Source organism: Methylobacterium nonmethylotrophicum (genome assembly GCF_004745635.1).
In the GTDB taxonomy this organism is placed as follows: Bacteria; Pseudomonadota; Alphaproteobacteria; order Rhizobiales; family Beijerinckiaceae; genus Methylobacterium; species Methylobacterium nonmethylotrophicum.
Window position 1 is genome coordinate 74,918 of the sequence record NZ_SRLB01000016.1, and the last position, 16,096, is coordinate 91,013.

General features: G+C 71.6%; 13 protein-coding genes. 4 read left to right on the plus strand and 9 right to left on the minus strand.

Annotated features, from left to right (window positions below; all coding sequences use genetic code 11):
* Positions 1–36 precede the first annotated feature (36 nt).
* The 9 genes from lepA to queE all read right to left on the minus strand — a co-directional run bounded on the left by lepA (position 37) and on the right by queE (position 11,208).
* Positions 37–1,842: a translation elongation factor 4 gene (gene lepA, locus EU555_RS21470; protein ID WP_135417276.1), complete on the minus strand. Its 1,806-nt coding sequence runs from the start codon at positions 1,840–1,842 to the stop codon at positions 37–39.
* A 312-nt stretch (positions 1,843–2,154) separates the two neighbouring features.
* Positions 2,155–3,243, minus strand: a complete 1,089-nt coding sequence (locus tag EU555_RS21475) for an NAD(P)/FAD-dependent oxidoreductase (protein WP_135417277.1) — start codon at positions 3,241–3,243, stop codon at positions 2,155–2,157.
* A 90-nt stretch (positions 3,244–3,333) separates the two neighbouring features.
* A complete protein-coding gene (locus EU555_RS21480; RefSeq protein ID WP_135417278.1) occupies positions 3,334–4,944 on the minus strand; it encodes a phosphoenolpyruvate carboxykinase in 1,611 nt (536 codons plus the stop codon).
* A 241-nt stretch (positions 4,945–5,185) separates the two neighbouring features.
* Positions 5,186–5,953 carry a HugZ family pyridoxamine 5'-phosphate oxidase gene (locus tag EU555_RS21485; protein ID WP_135417279.1) on the minus strand — a complete coding sequence of 256 codons (768 nt, stop codon included), beginning with the start codon at positions 5,951–5,953 and terminating at the stop codon, positions 5,186–5,188.
* Positions 5,954–6,185: 232 nt separating this feature from the next.
* Complete coding sequence (gene dnaN, locus EU555_RS21490) at positions 6,186–7,307, minus strand: DNA polymerase III subunit beta (RefSeq protein WP_135417280.1); 1,122 nt, start codon at positions 7,305–7,307, stop codon at positions 6,186–6,188.
* Positions 7,308–7,461: 154 nt separating this feature from the next.
* A complete protein-coding gene (gene dnaA, locus EU555_RS21495; RefSeq protein WP_135417281.1) occupies positions 7,462–8,952 on the minus strand; it encodes a chromosomal replication initiator protein DnaA in 1,491 nt (496 codons plus the stop codon).
* A gap of 496 nt (positions 8,953–9,448) precedes the next feature.
* Positions 9,449–10,126, minus strand: coding sequence for a nucleotidyltransferase family protein (locus EU555_RS21500; RefSeq protein WP_135417282.1), 678 nt, complete (start codon positions 10,124–10,126; stop codon positions 9,449–9,451).
* 28 nt (positions 10,127–10,154) lie between these two features.
* On the minus strand, positions 10,155–10,511 hold the full coding sequence (gene queD / locus EU555_RS21505; protein ID WP_135417283.1) for a 6-carboxytetrahydropterin synthase QueD: 357 nt from the start codon (positions 10,509–10,511) through the stop codon (positions 10,155–10,157).
* Positions 10,512–10,575: 64 nt separating this feature from the next.
* Entirely contained in the window at positions 10,576–11,208 is a 633-nt protein-coding gene (gene queE / locus EU555_RS21510) for a 7-carboxy-7-deazaguanine synthase (RefSeq protein ID WP_135417284.1), read from the minus strand.
* A gap of 362 nt (positions 11,209–11,570) precedes the next feature.
* Here queE and EU555_RS21515 point away from each other — a divergent pair, with 362 nt between their 5' ends.
* The 4 genes from EU555_RS21515 (at position 11,571) to EU555_RS21530 (ending at position 16,073) form a co-directional block, all read left to right on the plus strand.
* Entirely contained in the window at positions 11,571–13,055 is a 1,485-nt protein-coding gene (locus EU555_RS21515) for a D-alanyl-D-alanine carboxypeptidase family protein (protein ID WP_205820975.1), read from the plus strand.
* Positions 13,056–13,059: 4 nt separating this feature from the next.
* Positions 13,060–13,845 carry a hypothetical protein gene (locus tag EU555_RS21520; RefSeq protein WP_135417285.1) on the plus strand — a complete coding sequence of 262 codons (786 nt, stop codon included), beginning with the start codon at positions 13,060–13,062 and terminating at the stop codon, positions 13,843–13,845.
* A gap of 54 nt (positions 13,846–13,899) precedes the next feature.
* Positions 13,900–14,991 (plus strand): CobW family GTP-binding protein, encoded by a 1,092-nt coding sequence (locus EU555_RS21525; protein WP_135417286.1) that lies wholly within the window; start codon positions 13,900–13,902, stop codon positions 14,989–14,991.
* Positions 14,992–15,110: 119 nt separating this feature from the next.
* The gene (locus tag EU555_RS21530) at positions 15,111–16,073 is read left to right on the plus strand and encodes a GNAT family N-acetyltransferase (protein ID WP_135417287.1); all 963 of its coding nucleotides are present in this window, start codon (positions 15,111–15,113) and stop codon (positions 16,071–16,073) included.
* Positions 16,074–16,096: the final 23 nt, after the last annotated feature.

Here is a 16,096-nt window from a genome sequence, read left to right on the forward strand (position 1 = left end):
ACCGGCGCGCCCACCCGGGGAGGGGCGCAGCCGCCGTCAGGTGTCCATCTTGAGGGCGGCGATGAACGCCTCCTGCGGGATCTCGACCTTGCCGAACTGGCGCATGCGCTTCTTGCCCTCCTTCTGCTTGTCGAGGAGCTTGCGCTTGCGGGAGATGTCGCCGCCGTAGCACTTGGCGGTGACATCCTTCGACAGGGCCCGGATGGTCTCGCGGGCGATGATCTTGCCGCCGATCGCCGCCTGGACCGGGATCTGGAACAGGTGGCGCGGGATCAGGTCCTTCAGCTTCTCGCACATCGCCCGGCCGCGGCTCTCTGCGCGGGTGCGGTGGACCAGCATCGAGAGCGCGTCGACCGGCTCGGCATTGACCAGGATCGACATCTTGACGAGGTCGCCCTCGCGATAATCCGAGATGTGGTAGTCGAACGAGGCGTAGCCCTTCGAGATCGACTTCAGCCGGTCGTAGAAGTCGAACACTACCTCGTTCAGCGGCAGGTCGTACACCACCATGGCGCGCTTGCCGACGTAGTTGAGGTCGATCTGGGTGCCGCGCCGGTCCTGACAGAGCTTGAGCACGCCGCCGAGATACTCGTCGGGCGTCAGGATCGTGGCGCGGATCCACGGCTCCTCGATGGTGTCGATCTTCATCACGTCGGGCATGTCGGCCGGGTTGTGCAGCTCCCGCTTCTCGCCGTCGGACATGTTGAGGTGGTAGACTACGCTCGGCGCGGTCGAGATCAGGTCGAGGTTGAACTCGCGCTCGAGACGCTCCTGGATGATCTCGAGGTGGAGCAGACCGAGGAAGCCGCAGCGGAAGCCGAAGCCGAGCGCGGCGGAGGTCTCCATCTCGTAGGAGAACGAGGCGTCGTTGAGCCGGAGCTTGCCCATCGCACCGCGAAGGTTCTCGAAATCGGCGGCATCGACCGGGAAGAGGCCGCAGAACACCACCGGCTGCACCGGCTTGAAGCCCGGCATGGCCTGCTTGGTCTGACGCTTGTCCTCCGTGATGGTGTCGCCGACGCGGGTATCGGCAACCTCCTTGATCGAGCCGGTGAAGAAGCCGACCTCGCCGGGGCCGAGCTCGGCGACGTCCTGCATCTTCGGCCGGAAGACACCGAGGCGCTCGACGCCGTAGGCCGCATCCGCCCCCATCATCCGGATCGTCATGCCCTTCTTGAGCACGCCGTCGACGATGCGCACCAGCACCACGACGCCGAGATAGACGTCGTACCAGGAATCGACCAGCAGCGCCTTCAGCGGCGCCGAGCGGTCGCCCTTCGGCGGCGGCAGGCGGGTGACGATCGCCTCCAGCACCGCCTCGATGTTGAGGCCGGTCTTGGCCGAGATCGGCACCGCATCCTTGGCGTCGATGCCGATCACCTCCTCGATCTGCTCCTTGACCCGGTCGGGCTCGGCCGCCGGCAGGTCGATCTTGTTGAGGACCGGGACGATCTCGTGGTTGGCGTCGAGCGCCTGGTAGACGTTGGCGAGCGTCTGCGCCTCGACGCCCTGCGAGGCGTCGACGACGAGGAGCGAGCCCTCGCAGGCGGCGAGCGAGCGCGACACCTCGTAGGCGAAGTCGACGTGGCCGGGAGTGTCCATCAGGTTGAGGACGTAGTCGCGCCCGTCCTGCGCCTTGTACTCCAGGCGCACGGTCTGCGCCTTGATGGTGATGCCGCGTTCCTTCTCGATGTCCATCGAGTCGAGCATCTGCTCGCTCATGTCGCGCGCCGCCACTGTCCCGGTGATCTGGATCAGCCGGTCGGCGAGGGTCGACTTGCCGTGGTCGATATGGGCGACGATCGAGAAGTTGCGGATGTTGTCGATGGGGGACGCGGTCATCGTGTGGCTGTCTCCGGCGCACAGGCGCGGCGATGCGCGTGGCGCACGGCGTAAGGGAAAAGTCGACGGGAGATAGCAGCGGCACCCCGCCGCGCCAAGACGGCGGCCGGACGCACGGGGCGCTACCTGGGTGGCCGCCGGGTACCGCGCTCAGCAGTGGCCGGCGACGGGCCGGCGACCCCAGCCAATCTCATTGATGTGTCTCAGACGAGGTGACCCCCGCCGAGTCATTCCGGGCTCCGCTGCGCGGCCCCGGAATGACGATGGAGGATGTGAATGCCACCGGCTCGATCGATGGCGCTTCTCGACGCCTCACGCCCTCAGCCGGTCCGCCACGTCCTCCGCCAGCGACAGGCTCGAGGTCAGCCCCGGGCTCTCGATGCCGAAGAGATGGACGAGCCCCGGCAGCCCGTGCTCGGCCGGGCCGTCGATGAGGAAGTCGGCGGCCCCCTCCCCCGGGCCGGACAGCTTCGGGCGGATGCCGGCGTAATCGGGCACCAGCGCTCCGTCCGGGAGCGCCGGCCAGTAGCGCCGGATCGCGGCGTAGAAGAGCGCGCCGCGGCCGGGATCGACCTCGTAGTCGGGGGCGTCGATCCACTCGACGTCGGGGCCGAAGCGCATCCGGCCGGCCAGATCGAGGGTGAGGTGGATGCCGAGGCCCCCCTCGACGGGAGCGGGGTAGATCAGGCGGGTGAAGGCCGGGCGGCCGGTGCAGCCGAAATAATTGCCCTTGGCGAGCACGAGGCGCGGCACGCGCGCCTCGGGGTAGCCTTCGGTGACCCGGGCGAGCCCTTGCGCCCCGAAGCTCGCGGCGTTGACGACGGCGTCGACCGTGATCTCCTCACCGTCGCCGAAGCGCGCGACCCAGCCCTCGGGCGCGCGGGTCAGGCGGTCGATCCGGGTGTTGAAGGCGAGCGCTCCGCCCGCCCCCTCGATGTCGCCCTGGAGCGCCAGCATCAGGGCGTGGCTGTCGACGATACCGGTCTCGGTCGAGAGGAGCGCCGCATTGCAGGCGAGGTTCGGCTCGAGCCGCCGGGCCTGCGTCCCGTCGAGGAGGGACAGGCCCTCGACCCCGTTCTCGAGCCCCTGCGCGTGGATCGCCGCGATCTTGGCGCCCTCCGGCTCGGTCGCAGCCACGATCAGCTTGCCGATCTTCGCATGCGGCACGCCGTGGCTCTCACAGAAGGCGTAGAGCCGGCGCCGGCCCTCGACGCAGTGGCGCGCCCGGAGCGACCCGGTCGGGTAGTACATCCCGGCATGGATCACCTCGGAATTGCGCGAGGACACGCCGGTCCCGATGCCGCCCTCCGCCTCCGCCACGATCACCTCGTGGCCGCGCAGGGCCAGTTCCCGACCGATCGCGAGGCCGACCACGCCGGCACCGACGACGAGCACCATCATCGGCCGCTCCTCCGTTTCTTCGTTCTGTCCTACAACAAAAAAGGCCCCTCTCCGGGGAGAGGGGCCCTCGCGGTCATCGCGCGGCAGCGGTTACGCCGCGATCGACATGGTCGGCTCGGCGGCCCGCACGTCGGCGTCGACATGGGCCTCAAAGCGCTTGAAGTTGCTCTGGAACATCTCGACCAGGCTCTTGGCGGTCGCCGCGAAGGCCGCCTTGTCCTGCCAGGTCTTGACCGGGTACAGGATGTGCGGCTCGACGCCCGGCACCGAGGTCGGGACCGCGAAGCCGAAATACGGGTCGCGGCGGAAATCCGCCTTGGCGAGCGAGCCGTCCAGCGCCGCGGTGAGCAGCCGCCGGGTGACCCGGATCGGCATGCGCCGCCCGGTGCCGACGCCGCCGCCGGTCCAGCCGGTGTTGACGAGCCAGCAATCGACGTGGTGGCGGGCGATCAGGTCGCGCAGCAGGTTGCCGTAGACCGAGGGGTGGCGCGGCATGAACGGCGCGCCGAAGCAGGTCGAGAAGGTCGCCTCCGGGCCCTTCAGCCCCTTCTCGGTGCCGGCCACCTTGGCGGTGTAGCCCGAGAGGAAGTGGTACATCGCCTCGGCGCCGGTCAGCTTGGCGATCGGGGGCAGCACCCCGAAGGCGTCGCAGGTCAGCATGACGATGTTCTTCGGGTGCCCGGCCTGGCCGGTGGCGCTGGAGTTGCTGATGAAGGGCAGCGGGTAGGCGCAGCGGGTGTTCTCGGTGCGCGAGGCGTCGTCGAAATCCGGCTGGCGGGTGACCGGGTCGATGACGACGTTCTCCATCACGGTGCCGAAGCGCTCGGTGGTGGAGTAGATCTCGGGCTCGGCCTCCCGCGACAGACGGATGGTCTTGGCGTAGCAGCCGCCCTCGAAGTTGAAGATGCCCTTCGGGCTCCAGCCGTGCTCGTCGTCGCCCAGCAGCGTGCGGTCCGGGTCGGAGGACAGCGTGGTCTTGCCGGTGCCCGACAGGCCGAAGAACAGGGCCGAGTCGCCCGCGTGGCCGACATTGGCCGAGCAGTGCATCGGCATCACGCCCGCCTTCGGCAGGACATAGTTCAGGTAGGTGAAGACCGACTTCTTCATCTCGCCGGCGTAGGAGGTGCCGCCGATCAGCACGATCTTGCGGGTGAAGTCGACCGCGATGACGGTCTCGGTGCGGCAGCCGTGCCGGGCCGGGTCCGCGCGGAAGCTCGGCAGGTCGATGATCGTCAGGTCCGGCACGAAGGTGGGAAGCGTCTCGCGCTCCGGCCGGATCAGCAGGTTGCGGATGAACAGCGAGTGCCAGGCATATTCGGTGAAGACCCGGGCGCGCACGCGGTGGCCGAGCTCGGCGCCGCCGACGAGGTCCTGGGCGAAGAGTTCACGCCCCTCGGCATGCGCCAGGAAGTCCTCCAGCAGGGTCTCGAATTGCGGCCGCGTGATCGCGCCGTTGTTCTCCCACCAGACCTCGTTCTCGGTCTCCGCGTCGCGGACCACGAACTTGTCCTTGGGCGAGCGGCCGGTATGGATGCCGGTCTCGGCCACCAGGGCTCCGCCCGCCGCGAGCTGGGCCTCGCCGCGCTGCAGCGCGTGCTCGTAGAGGCTCGGTGCCTCGAGGTTCCAGTTGACGCGCTTGAGGTTGCGGAAGCCGATCTTGTCGGCGCCGAACGCCTCGTTGAATACGCCGATGTCGTTCACGCCTGCTCCTCCTGGCGCCGACCTGATGAAGCCGGCCGGCTGCCGGCCGCGATCGGGCCGGTGACTGAAAGCTCACGTCCGGTCCGGCGACCGCGCCTGTCCTAGCAGGTCGAGCGCCCCCGGGCCGAGGCCGATCAAGTCGACCTCGACGGGCTGCTTTAGTAGGTGGCGAAACTTCACGGTTCAATCGAATTCGTTTGGCGCGGCCGTGACAAGGCCGACTTTGTGTCAGGACCCGGCGTCAGGAGCCCGGGGCGGACCGGGCCGCGGCGGCCATCGCCACGAGGGTCGGGCGCAACGCGGCGGGACTGGCCAGCCGCTCCGGGAACGTGACCCGGGCTGTGCGCTCGCCGGCCGCGAGGTCGAGCCCCTCCGGGTCGAACCCGGTCAGCCGCCACGGCCCGGGCTCCTCGCCGGCAAGCTGCGTGGCGTAGAGCGCGACGGCGTCGGCATGGTCCTCGTTCATGTGGGCGACGGCGCCGGGCTCGGACTCCGCCAGCGCCTCGAGCCCGGAGAGATCGGTGAGGAGTTCGGCCGCGTTCAGCGTGGCGGCCCGCGCGAAGCCGCCGTTGAGGTGCCCGGCCTGGGGCAGCAGGCGGAAGAACGCGAAGTCGGGGAAATCGGCGTAGAGCGCCGCCTTGGGGTGGCGGGCCAGGAAGCGGGCCCGGACCCGCGGCTCGTCGCTGCGCTCCGCCGTGCCCGTCACGGTCAGGCGCGGATGGGCGAGGGGATCGCCCTTGCCGCCCGGGCTGAGCAGCAGGGAGCAGCGGGCATCGGCCTCGAGGTTGAGGGTGTGAGCCGAGAGCCGCGAGAGCAGCAGGAGCGGCGTTCCGTCGACGTCGGTCGCCACGGTGACGAGGGACGCGAAGGGCGCCCCGCCCCCGCGCTCCAGGGTCGCGAGGGCGCCGGAGCGGGTCTTGCGCAGGAGCGCCTTGGCGAGGCCGATCGCGTCGAACGGGGCCTCGGCGGCCGGCAAGGGCGCGGCCTGCTTCCTGTCTCCCTCCGCCATGCTCGCCCCTCCCCTCGTGCCGGTCGTCGCCGCACCCTGGCGCCGGTGCGGCGGCCCGTCCAGACCGCGCGGCGCCGCGCCCCCCAACCCGGGCACCGACGAGCGGCGGGGGATCCCGGGTTCTCGCCTTCGGCGGGCCCCGGGACGACACGGAGTGTCGGCGACGGGATCGTCTCTTCCGAGATGGGCTGCGTCTGATGGCGCGCCGCCCTCGCCGCGCGCCATCCCGCCCTCACACCCGCATCGGCATCAGCACGTAGAGCGCCGGCGCCCCCTCGCGGTCCTGGATCACCGTCGGCGAGCCCGGGTCGGCGAGGCGGAAGAGCGCGGTGTCGCCGTCGAGCTGGGCGGTGATGTCGAGGAGGTAGCGGGCGTTGAAGCCGATATCGAGGGCGCTCGCCTCGTAGTCGACGTCGAGCTCCTCCGTCGCCGAGCCCGAATCCGGGTTGTTGACCGAGAGCGAGAGGCGGCCGTCGGTCATCGCGAGCTTCACCGCCCGGCCGCGCTCGGAGGAGATCGTCGAGACGCGGTCGACAGCCTTGGCGAACTGGTCGCGCTCGACCGTCAGGCGCTTGTCGTTGCCGGTCGGGATGACGCGCTGGTAGTCCGGGAAGGTGCCGTCGATGAGCTTCGAGATCAGTGTGACGCCCGACGAGAAGCTGAACCGCACCTTGGCGGACGAGATCTCGACGCCGACGGTCTCGCCGCCATCCTCGACGAGCTTCTGGATCTCCGCCACGGCCTTGCGCGGCACGATGATGCCCGGCATGCCGCCGCTGCCCTCCGGCGCCTCCATCTGGACGCGGGCGAGGCGGTGGCCGTCGGTGGCGACCGCCCGCAGCTTGAGCGAGCCCTCCGCGTCGATGGTGTGGAAGAAGATGCCGTTGAGGTAGTAGCGCGTCTCCTCGGTCGAGATCGCGAACTGGGTCTTGTCGATCAGCCGCTTGAGGTCGGCGGCCGGCAGTTCGAAGCGGTGCGGCAGCTCGCCGGCGGCGAGATCCGGGAAGTCGGCCTCCGGCAGGGCGCCGAGGGTGAAGCGCGAGCGGCCGGAGCGGATCAGCATCTGGCCGGTCTCGCCGCTGGTCTCGAGGGAGACCTGGGCGCCGTCGGGCAGCTTGCGCACGATGTCGTAGATGACGTGGGCCGGCACCGTGATGGCGCCGCCGTCGACCACGTCCGCCGGGATCGTCTCGGTCACCTCGATGTCGAGGTCGGTGGCCTTCAGCTGGAGGCCGTCCGGCCCGGAGCGCAGCAGCACGTTCGACAGGATCGGGATCGTGTTGCGCCGCTCGACGACGCGGTGCACGTGGCCGAGCGACCGAAGAAGGGCCGCGCGCTCGACGGTGACTTTCATCAGGGTGATCCGTGTCTCAAACGACCGGCCTCCGCTGAGGCCGGCAAAAGCAACCGTGGCCCCGTGCGGTGCACGGGAGCGGAACTTTGGCGAAGGCGCTCCCCGAAGGCAAGCCGAAGGGGCTCGGCCCGCTCACCGGCCGAACCCCGTCGTCTCAGTCCTGGAGCATCCGCTTGAGCAGCTCGACCTCGTCGCAGAGCGCCGTGTCCTCGCCGATCGCCTTCTCGATCTTGCGCACCGCGTGCAGCACCGTGGTGTGGTCGCGTCCGCCGAAGCGCCGGCCGATCTCCGGCAGCGAGCGCAGGGTGAGCACCTTCGACAGGTACATCGCGATCTGGCGCGGCTTGACCACCGCGGCGGTGCGGCGCTCGGACAGGATGTCGGAGCGCGAGACGTTGTAGCGGCTCGCCACCAGCTTCTGGATGTCCTCGATCTTGACCCGCTTCGGCTCCCGGTTCTTGACGAGGTCGCGGATCGCCGTCTCGGCGGTGTCGAGGGTGACGGGCGCGCCGGTGAGGGTGGCGTGGGCGAGCAGCCGGTTGACGGCACCTTCGAGGTCGCGGCCGTTGGCGGTGATGGCCTTCGCGACGTACTCGGCGACCGCGGGACCCACCTCGAAGGTCGGGTGCGTCGCCCGCACGGCTTCGAGGCGCGATTGCAGGATCGAGGCCCGCAGCGCCTCGTCGAGGGTGCCGATCTCGACCACCAGGCCGCCGGCGAGGCGCGAGCGCACCCGTTCGTCGAGGGCTTCGAGCTCGGTCGGCGGCCGGTCGGCCGCCACCACCACCTGGCGCCCGGCATCGATGAGGGCATTGAGGGTGTGGCCGAACTCGGCCTGGATCGAACGGCCCTGGATGAACTGCACGTCGTCGAGGATCAGGACATCGATCGCCCGGAGCTTCTCCTTGAAGGCGAGCGCGCTCTGGGTCTTCAGCGCATTGACGAAGCCGTACATGAACCGGTCGGCGGTGAGGTAGATCACCCGCCGGCCGGCATTCTTCACGGCGTGGCCGATACCGTGGAGGAGGTGCGTCTTGCCCAAGCCCACGCCGGCGTGGAAGTAGAGCGGGTTGTAGAGGGCCGGACCGCCGTCGTGACGGGCGACCCGCTCGGCGGCGGCGTGCGCCAGCGCGTTCGAGCGGCCGACCACGAAGCTCTCGAAGGTCAGGCGCGCATCGAGGGGGGCACCGCCGAGCTCGCCCTCGGGGGCGCTGCCGCGGGCGGCGCGCTCCGGCTCGGGGATGTCGACCGCCGGGCCGGGGGACGCGGCGGGGCGCGGGGCTGGCTTCACCACCGAAGCGGGTCCGGGCCGGGCCGGCGCCATCGCGCCGCGCACACCGACTTCCAGGCTCTCGATCCCGTCGGCCTCGCTGCGGAAGGTGGCGAGCACCCTGTCGAGGTAGTGCGATTCGATCCAGCTCTTCAGGAACCGGGTCGGGACGGTGAGGCGGGCGACGCCGCCCGAGACGTCCTGCAATTCGAGCCGGGCGAACCAGCTCGCGAACACGTCCTCGCCGAGCTCCGCCCGCAGGCGGCGCTTCACCCGCTGCCAGGCTCCGGCGATCTCGCCGCTGCTGCGGCCGTCGTCACCGTTGCCGCCCCGGCCGGAGCCGACTCCTTCCGCCAAGCTGCCGTCCACACGCATGACTGGTCCCTTCTCGGCCCGGTTGCGGCTGCCCGCTCCCGGCCCGTACGCCGATACGCTTTCTCGCCGCGGCCTCGGACGGAGGCCGGGCACCCGGGTCGAAGGTCGGGAAGTCAACTCCCCCGGGCCTTTTTCCCGCGCTTCGCCCCGGTCTATCAACAACTGGTCTCGTTTCTCTTAAAGGGCCCGGGCCCTGAATTCCGCGTGGCGACGCCGTGGGTTGGCGCGTCGCGCGGGTTCGTCCGGGCGTTGCGGCGCCCGGAGGCGGATCCGGTCGATCGAGAGCGGGGCGAGACCCGCGCGAAGGGCGGGCACAGGAGAAAAACTAGGCCGTCCGGGGGACGCTTCGCAACAGGAACGATCGCCGGCAGGGTGAACCGATCGTTACACGGTTCGCCCACCCACGCCCGGTCCACAGCCTGTCCGGCGGCAAGACGCTGGAATCGTGACCGTTTCGTTGAAGCGCGCGTGCGGCCTACGAAAGAGCCGTGCGGGCTCAACGGCTTGTCGAGAGCGGGGAGGGCCCCGGGGACAGGCCGGTGGAAACCGCCGCCGTGTCGTCCGCGCACTTGACAGCGTCCGCCGGCGCTTCGGGCCAGGGCAGCACCGTCAATTCGGGCCAGAGCGCCCGCATCCGCGCGGCCTTGGCCTCGTAGGCGGGCCGGTTGGCGAGCACCGGGTTTGCTCGCACCACCAGCCCGAACAGGTCGGAGAGGCCGAAGGGCGCGGCGATGGTGAGGGTGTCGTCGGGCTCGAGCCGCACGCCGACGGCGTGCACGACGGCCGCGTAGCGGGCGAGCGCCGCGTCGGCGCTGGCCACGGGCGGATAGGGGCTGCCGAAGCGGGCCTCGAACCAGAAATGGACCCGGGCCTGGTTGCGGATCTCGACCGGGCCGATGCAGGCGGCGAGCGCGGGGGCGGCCCGGCGCAGGACCGCGTCCTCGGCCTCCCAGGATGTGTCGCTGTCGAAGTAGATCAGGTCGTAGTCGCGGATGCCGTGCCGGCGGGGACGGCCGGTCAACGCGTTCCAGACCGTCTGGTAGAGGCAGCCGGCGACGAGGCGCCATTGCGGCAGGGCGAGGGAGCGGGCGGCGTCGAGCAGCCGCATCAGGTCCGGGTCGGCCCGGACGATCGCCGCGAGGCGACGCCGGTGCGCGGCCTCGTCGGCCGTCATGCGCCGGAATGCTCCGCCCGCCCGGCGCTCATGTTCCGGTATATTCCGCCCACGACATCGGCGTCTCGAACACCTTGACGGAGGCCAGCAGCGGCAGCGCCGGCCGGGTCTTCTCCCAGATCCAGACCGCGATGTGCTCGGCGGTCGGGTTCTCGAGGCCCGGCACCTCGTTGAGGCAGTAATGGTCGAGGCGGTCGAGCACCGGCGCGAAGGCGGATTCGACGTCGAAGAAATCGACGACCCAGCCGGTCTGCGGGTCGACCGGCCCGTCGAGGGTCAGCTCCACGCGGTAGGAATGGCCGTGCATGCGGTGGCAGCGATGGGTCGGAGGCACGTTCGGCAGCCGGTGCGCCGCCTCGAACGTGAAGGCCTGGGTGATCTTCATCTGGGGTCGGGTGTGGGGTTTCCGTGGGCAGCCCCATAGCATCGATGGTCCGGCGGGCGAACCCTCAGGGGATCCCGATCAGCTTGTGGGTCTGCAGGCTCAGGCGCCAGCGGGCGTCGCGCAGGCAATGGGCCACGGCGGCCTGCGTGTTGGCGATCCGGTCGGGGCCGTCCATCGGCTGGAGCCAGAGGTGGCGGAAGTCGAGCTCGGCCAGCGCGTCCGGGTCGAGGCCGGCCTGGGGATAGACGAGCTTCAGCTCGTCGCCGCGGGTGAGGCGCAACGGCGCGCCGGCCTTGGGGCTGACGCAGACCCAGTCGATCCCCGCCGGCGCATCTTGCGTGCCGTTGGTCTCGACGGCGCATTCGAAGCCGCGCGCCCGCACGGCGGACAGGAGCGCCGCGTCGAGCTGAAGGAGCGGCTCGCCGCCGGTGAACACCACGTAGCGCCGCCCGCGGGCCCCGCCCCAGCACCGCTCGATCGCGTCGGCCAGGGCCTCGGCGTCGGGAAAGCGCCCGCCGCCCGTGCCGTCGGTGCCGACGAAATCGGTGTCGCAGAAGCGGCACACGGCCTCCGCCCGGTCGGCCTCGCGCCCGCTCCACAGGTTGCAGCCGGCGAATCGGCAGAACACCGAGGCGCGTCCGGCCTGGGCGCCCTCGCCCTGGAGGGTGTGGAAGATCTCCTTGACGGCGTAGCTCATGATGTCGGTCGCCGGACGCCGCCTCTCGGCGTCGCGCGCGTTGCTCCCTGTCGTTCCGGACGGTCGTCCCGCCGTGTCAGATGGGGATCGCATCCGCAAGCGCACCGGGCGCAGGGCCGTTGCGCGCCTGTGGACGGGCCTGGGGACGGACCGGGGAGTGCCGCCTGCCATGCTCCCGCCACGGATGGTGCGTTCATGGGGACGTCGCGCGATGCTGTCAAAAGCGTCGCCGTTGCCCTACAATCACGGTCGGTCCGCCGTGCGGTGCCGGGGGCGGCGCGACCGGACGCCCCGATCAACCGGGGCCGGACGGTCGCGGGAGGCGCCGCGGGGCGCCACCGGCACGACGGGAATCCATCCGAATGCTCACACGTGCGCTGCTGCCGCGCCTCGCAGGACGCCTTCTCGGCTTCGGCGCTGTTCTGGCCGCCGGGACGGCGGGGGCGGTGACCGCGCCGATGCTGGTCGTCGACGTCGATTCCGGCAAGGTGATCTACAGCCAGGGCGCCACCGACCCGTGGTACCCGGCCTCGATCACCAAGCTGATGACGACCTACGTCGCCCTCGACATGGTGCGCCAGGGCCGCGCCTCGATGGACCAGCTGCTCACCATCTCGGAGGCCGCGGCGGCCGAGCCGCCCTCCAAGATGGGCTTCAAGCCCGGCACCCAGCTCACCCTCGACAACGCCCTCAAGATCATCATGGTGAAGTCGGCCAACGACGTCGCCTGGGCGATCGGCGAGAATCTCGGCGGCTCGATCGACGGCTTCGCCGGCCTGATGAACGACACCGCGCAGCGCCTCGGCATGCGCGACAGCCGCTGGACCAACCCCAACGGCCTGCCCGATCCGCGGCAATGGACCTCGGCCCGCGACATGGCGATCCTCGGCCGGGCGCTGCTGCGCGACTTTCCCGAGAACCGCGACCTCTTCTCGATCTCGGCGATCCAGTTCGGCCGGGCCGTGATGCCGAACCACAACGGCCTGCTCGGCCGCTACGCCGGCGTCGACGGGATGAAGACCGGCTTCATCTGCTCGGGCGGGTTCAACGTGGTGGCGAGCGCCAACCGCAACGGCCGGCGCATCATCACGGTGGTGATGGGCCAGCCGAGCGCCCGCGAGCGCGACCTGAAGGCCGCCGACCTGTTCGATTACGGCTTCGGCCAGTCCACCTTCGGCTGGGGCGGCCAGACGCTCAACGACATGCCGGCCTCGGCCAACGCGACGCCGCCCGACATGCGGCCCTATATCTGCGACAAGCGGCGGCCGATGCCGACCGATTCCGACTCCTCGGCGCTCACCGCAAGCGCGGCCGCCGCCGGCGCCAATGCCGACAACGCCAACGCGCAGCTGATGGCCGCCGGCGCGCCGCCCTCATCGGCCCTGGCCTTCGCCACCATGAACAGCGCGGCCCTGCGCAACCGCGCCCTGCCGCCCCGCGCGCCGCTGCAGCCGGTGCTGGTCTGGACCGGCCGCGACCCCGCCGAGAGCGCCATCGCGGCGGCCGACGAGGCCGCCCCGGTCAAGCCCGCCCGGGTGAGGGTGGCCAAGCCGCAGAAGCCCGCGCCGAGCCGCGCGATCGCGGCGACCGGGGCCACCGTGCCGCAGCCCAAGCTCCTCGCCCGCCAGAAGCCCGCGGCTCCGGCCTCCGCTTCCGCCTTCGCCTCCACCGGCCCCGCCACCGCGGTGATCGCCGAGTCGAAGGGCCACAAGGCGGCGAAGCCCGCCGCGAAGGCGGCCAGGGACGGAACCAAGGACGTCAAGACGGCCAAGCCCGCCCCGAAGGCCGAGGCGAAGCCGGCCCAGAAAACCGCCGCCAAGGCGACGGCGCGCAAGAAGGACGACTGAGCCGGTGGCCGACGCCGCGGCGCCGGTCCTCTGCCCGGACGACATCCTCGCGTATCGTCACAGCCGCACCCGCTTCGTGCCGGGGCAGGGTCTTCTCCTCGATGAGGCCTATCGCCTCGCGCACCTGCCCCTGGTCTCGCCCGACCACCCGGGCGTGATCCCGTGGCGGGAGGGGCGCTTCTACGAGCGCGGGCGCCATCCCCGGGTCGTGTCGCTGGTGCTGCCGATCCCGCAAGCGGCGCTGGCCGCGGCGCCGGCCTATGCCGCGCTGGAGCGCGACCTGCGGGAGGCGCCCTTCGCGCGCAAGATCGCCTGGGACGTCGCCGCCCGCCGCGGCGAGCGCCTGCACGCCACCCTGTGCGGCTCCCTGGCGATCGGGCCCGATGCGGTGCCGACCCTCACGCCCGAGCAGCAGGCGGGGCTCGCCGCCCTCGGCCCGGTCGCGGTCGAGCTGCGCGGCCTGTTCTCGGGCAATGTCAATGTCGGCCGGCTCTACCTGCGGGTCTATCCGGAGGCCCGCGACGGCGCGGACGTGCTGGCGGCGATCCAGCGGATCATGGGCCGGCCGGAGACGGGGCTCTACGTCGTCGGCCTGCACGCTCTCACCGACGATCTCGATCCGGCGGAGGCCGCGGGTCTCGCGGCGATGATCGACCGCTGGTGGGACCGGCCGATCCTGCGGCTCACCATCGACGCGCTCTGGCTGCTCTGGGCCACCGACGACCTCGTGCTCGACGGCGGTGTGCTGGCGCGGGTGCCCCTGACGATGGAAGCGGCGCACCGGGATTGACGTTCCGCGGGCGGATGCGCAGTTCGCGCTCATCGCCCGACGGGACCACACCCCATGACCGACATCCCCGGCCGCCCCGCGCCGATCCCGCTCACGATCCTCACCGGCTTCCTCGGGGCCGGCAAGACCACGCTGCTCAACCGGCTGCTTCGCGCGCCGGAACTCGCCGACACGGTGGTGATCGTCAACGAGTTCGGCGAGGTCGGGCTCGATCACCTGCTGATCGAGACGGTGGACGAGGGCATGATCCTGCTCGGCGCCGGCTGCCTGTGCTGCACCGTGCGGGGCGACCTGATCGCGACCCTCGAGGACCTGCTGCGCAAGCGCGACAACGGGCGGATCCAGCCGTTCCGCCGGGTGGTGATCGAGACCACCGGCCTCGCCGATCCGGCGCCGATCCTGCACGCGCTGCTCTATCATCCCTACGTGGCGATGCGGTACGCGCTGCAGGGCGTGGTCACGGTCGTGGACGCGGTCAACGGGGCCGGCACCCTCGACACCCATCCGGAGGCCCTGCGCCAGGTCGCGGTGGCGGACCGGCTGGTGGTGACGAAGGCCGACCTCGCCGGGGACCGGTCCGAGCAGTTGCGAGCGCGCCTCCGGCAGATCAACCCGGGGGCGCCGGTGCTGGGCCCGGACGCTCCGGCGGCCGACCTGCTGGCCGGGCTGTTCGACCCGGACGGCAAGGTCGCTGACGTGCGGGCCTGGCTCGGGGCGGAGGCGGCGCAGCACGATCACCATCATCACGGGCACCATCACCACGACGTCAACCGGCACGATGCGGCGATCCGGGCCTTCCACCTGGTGAGCGAGGCGCCGGTGCCGCGGGCGGCCTTCGAGATGTTCCTCGACCTGCTGCGCTCCGCCCACGGCCCGAAGCTCCTGCGCCTGAAGGGGCTGGTGGCGCTCGCCGACGATCCGGGCCGGCCGGTGGTGGTGCACGGCGTCCAGCACGTCGTGCACACCCCGGCCATCCTGCCGGCCTGGCCGGACGGCGACACCCGCTCGCGGCTGGTGCTGATCGTGCGCGACCTCGACCCGGCCTTCGTGCGCCGGCTCTGGGACGTTTTTCTTGGCCGGCCGGTGCTCGACGCGCCGGACGCCGCGGCGCTGACCGCCAACCCGCTGGCGATCCCGGGGAGCTGAGCCAGCCTCGCACCGGGGCAGATCTCGGCCGGCACGGGTCTTGGACCGTCCGGATCGGCGCGGCCGCTGGGGCCGCGCATCCGTCCCGTTTCGGGACGGACGATCCGGAACGAGGCGCGATGAGCACTCCCTTCACGCTGATCCAGGGCGGCCTGGCGGCCGCCATGTCCCTGCGGGCCGAGCTGCGCCATCCCTCCTCCCTGCGCGAGCCGGAGGTCGAGGCCTGGCGCAGCCTGATGGCCCGCGCGGTCGAGCCGAGCGTCTACGCCGATCCCGACTTCACCCTCACGATGGCGCAGCACCTGGCGGACGGCCAGACCCTGGCGCTGCTCCTCGTCTGGCAGGACGGCCTGCGCGCCCCGACCCTGCGCGGCGTGCTGCCGCTGCGCCTGCCGGCGCGCCAGGGCCTGGCAGGGCAAGCGCAGGTGTGGCGCCTGCCGCTCGCCGGCACCGCCGAGGCGGCGGTCGATGCCGGCCACGCCGTTGCGGTGCTGCGGACCGCCCTCGACCACCTGCGCCAGTCGCGCCTGAGGCTCGTCGACCTGCACTGGCCGGATCTGAGGCCGGACGCGCCGCTGGCGGTGGCCCTCGGCGAGGTCGCGGGCAGCACCGGGCGGCGCCTCGCCATCGGGGCGCAGGGTCCCGCCGGGCCACCGGCGCCGGTGCCCCCGCCGCTGCCGGCGGGCCGGACCTCGCTCGAGCGGGTGCGCGATCCGGTCCGGCTGCGCGACGCCGTGGAGCACTTCCTGATCCTCGACGCCCGGCGCGGCCCCGGGAGCCTGCTCGGCGACCCGGCGGCGGCGACGGCCTTCCGGGTGGTGACGCGGCGCTTCGCCCATCGCCGGCAGGCCTGCGTCGACCTGGTGCGCCGGGACGGCGAGGTGGTGGCGGCCGCGATCCACCTCGCGACCGGGCGCCACGACACGATCTGGCGCCAGGCTGGCCTGCGCCTCGCCGGGGAACCGGCGGCGCCGACCTCCGCCGGGCGCGTCGAGGCGGTGGTGACGGTGGAGGCCGAGGCCGTCACCCGGACGCCGCGCGCGCCCACGCGCCTGCGCCGGCTGCTGCGCCTGCGGGCCTGATCTTGCGGGCCTGATTCGGAGGG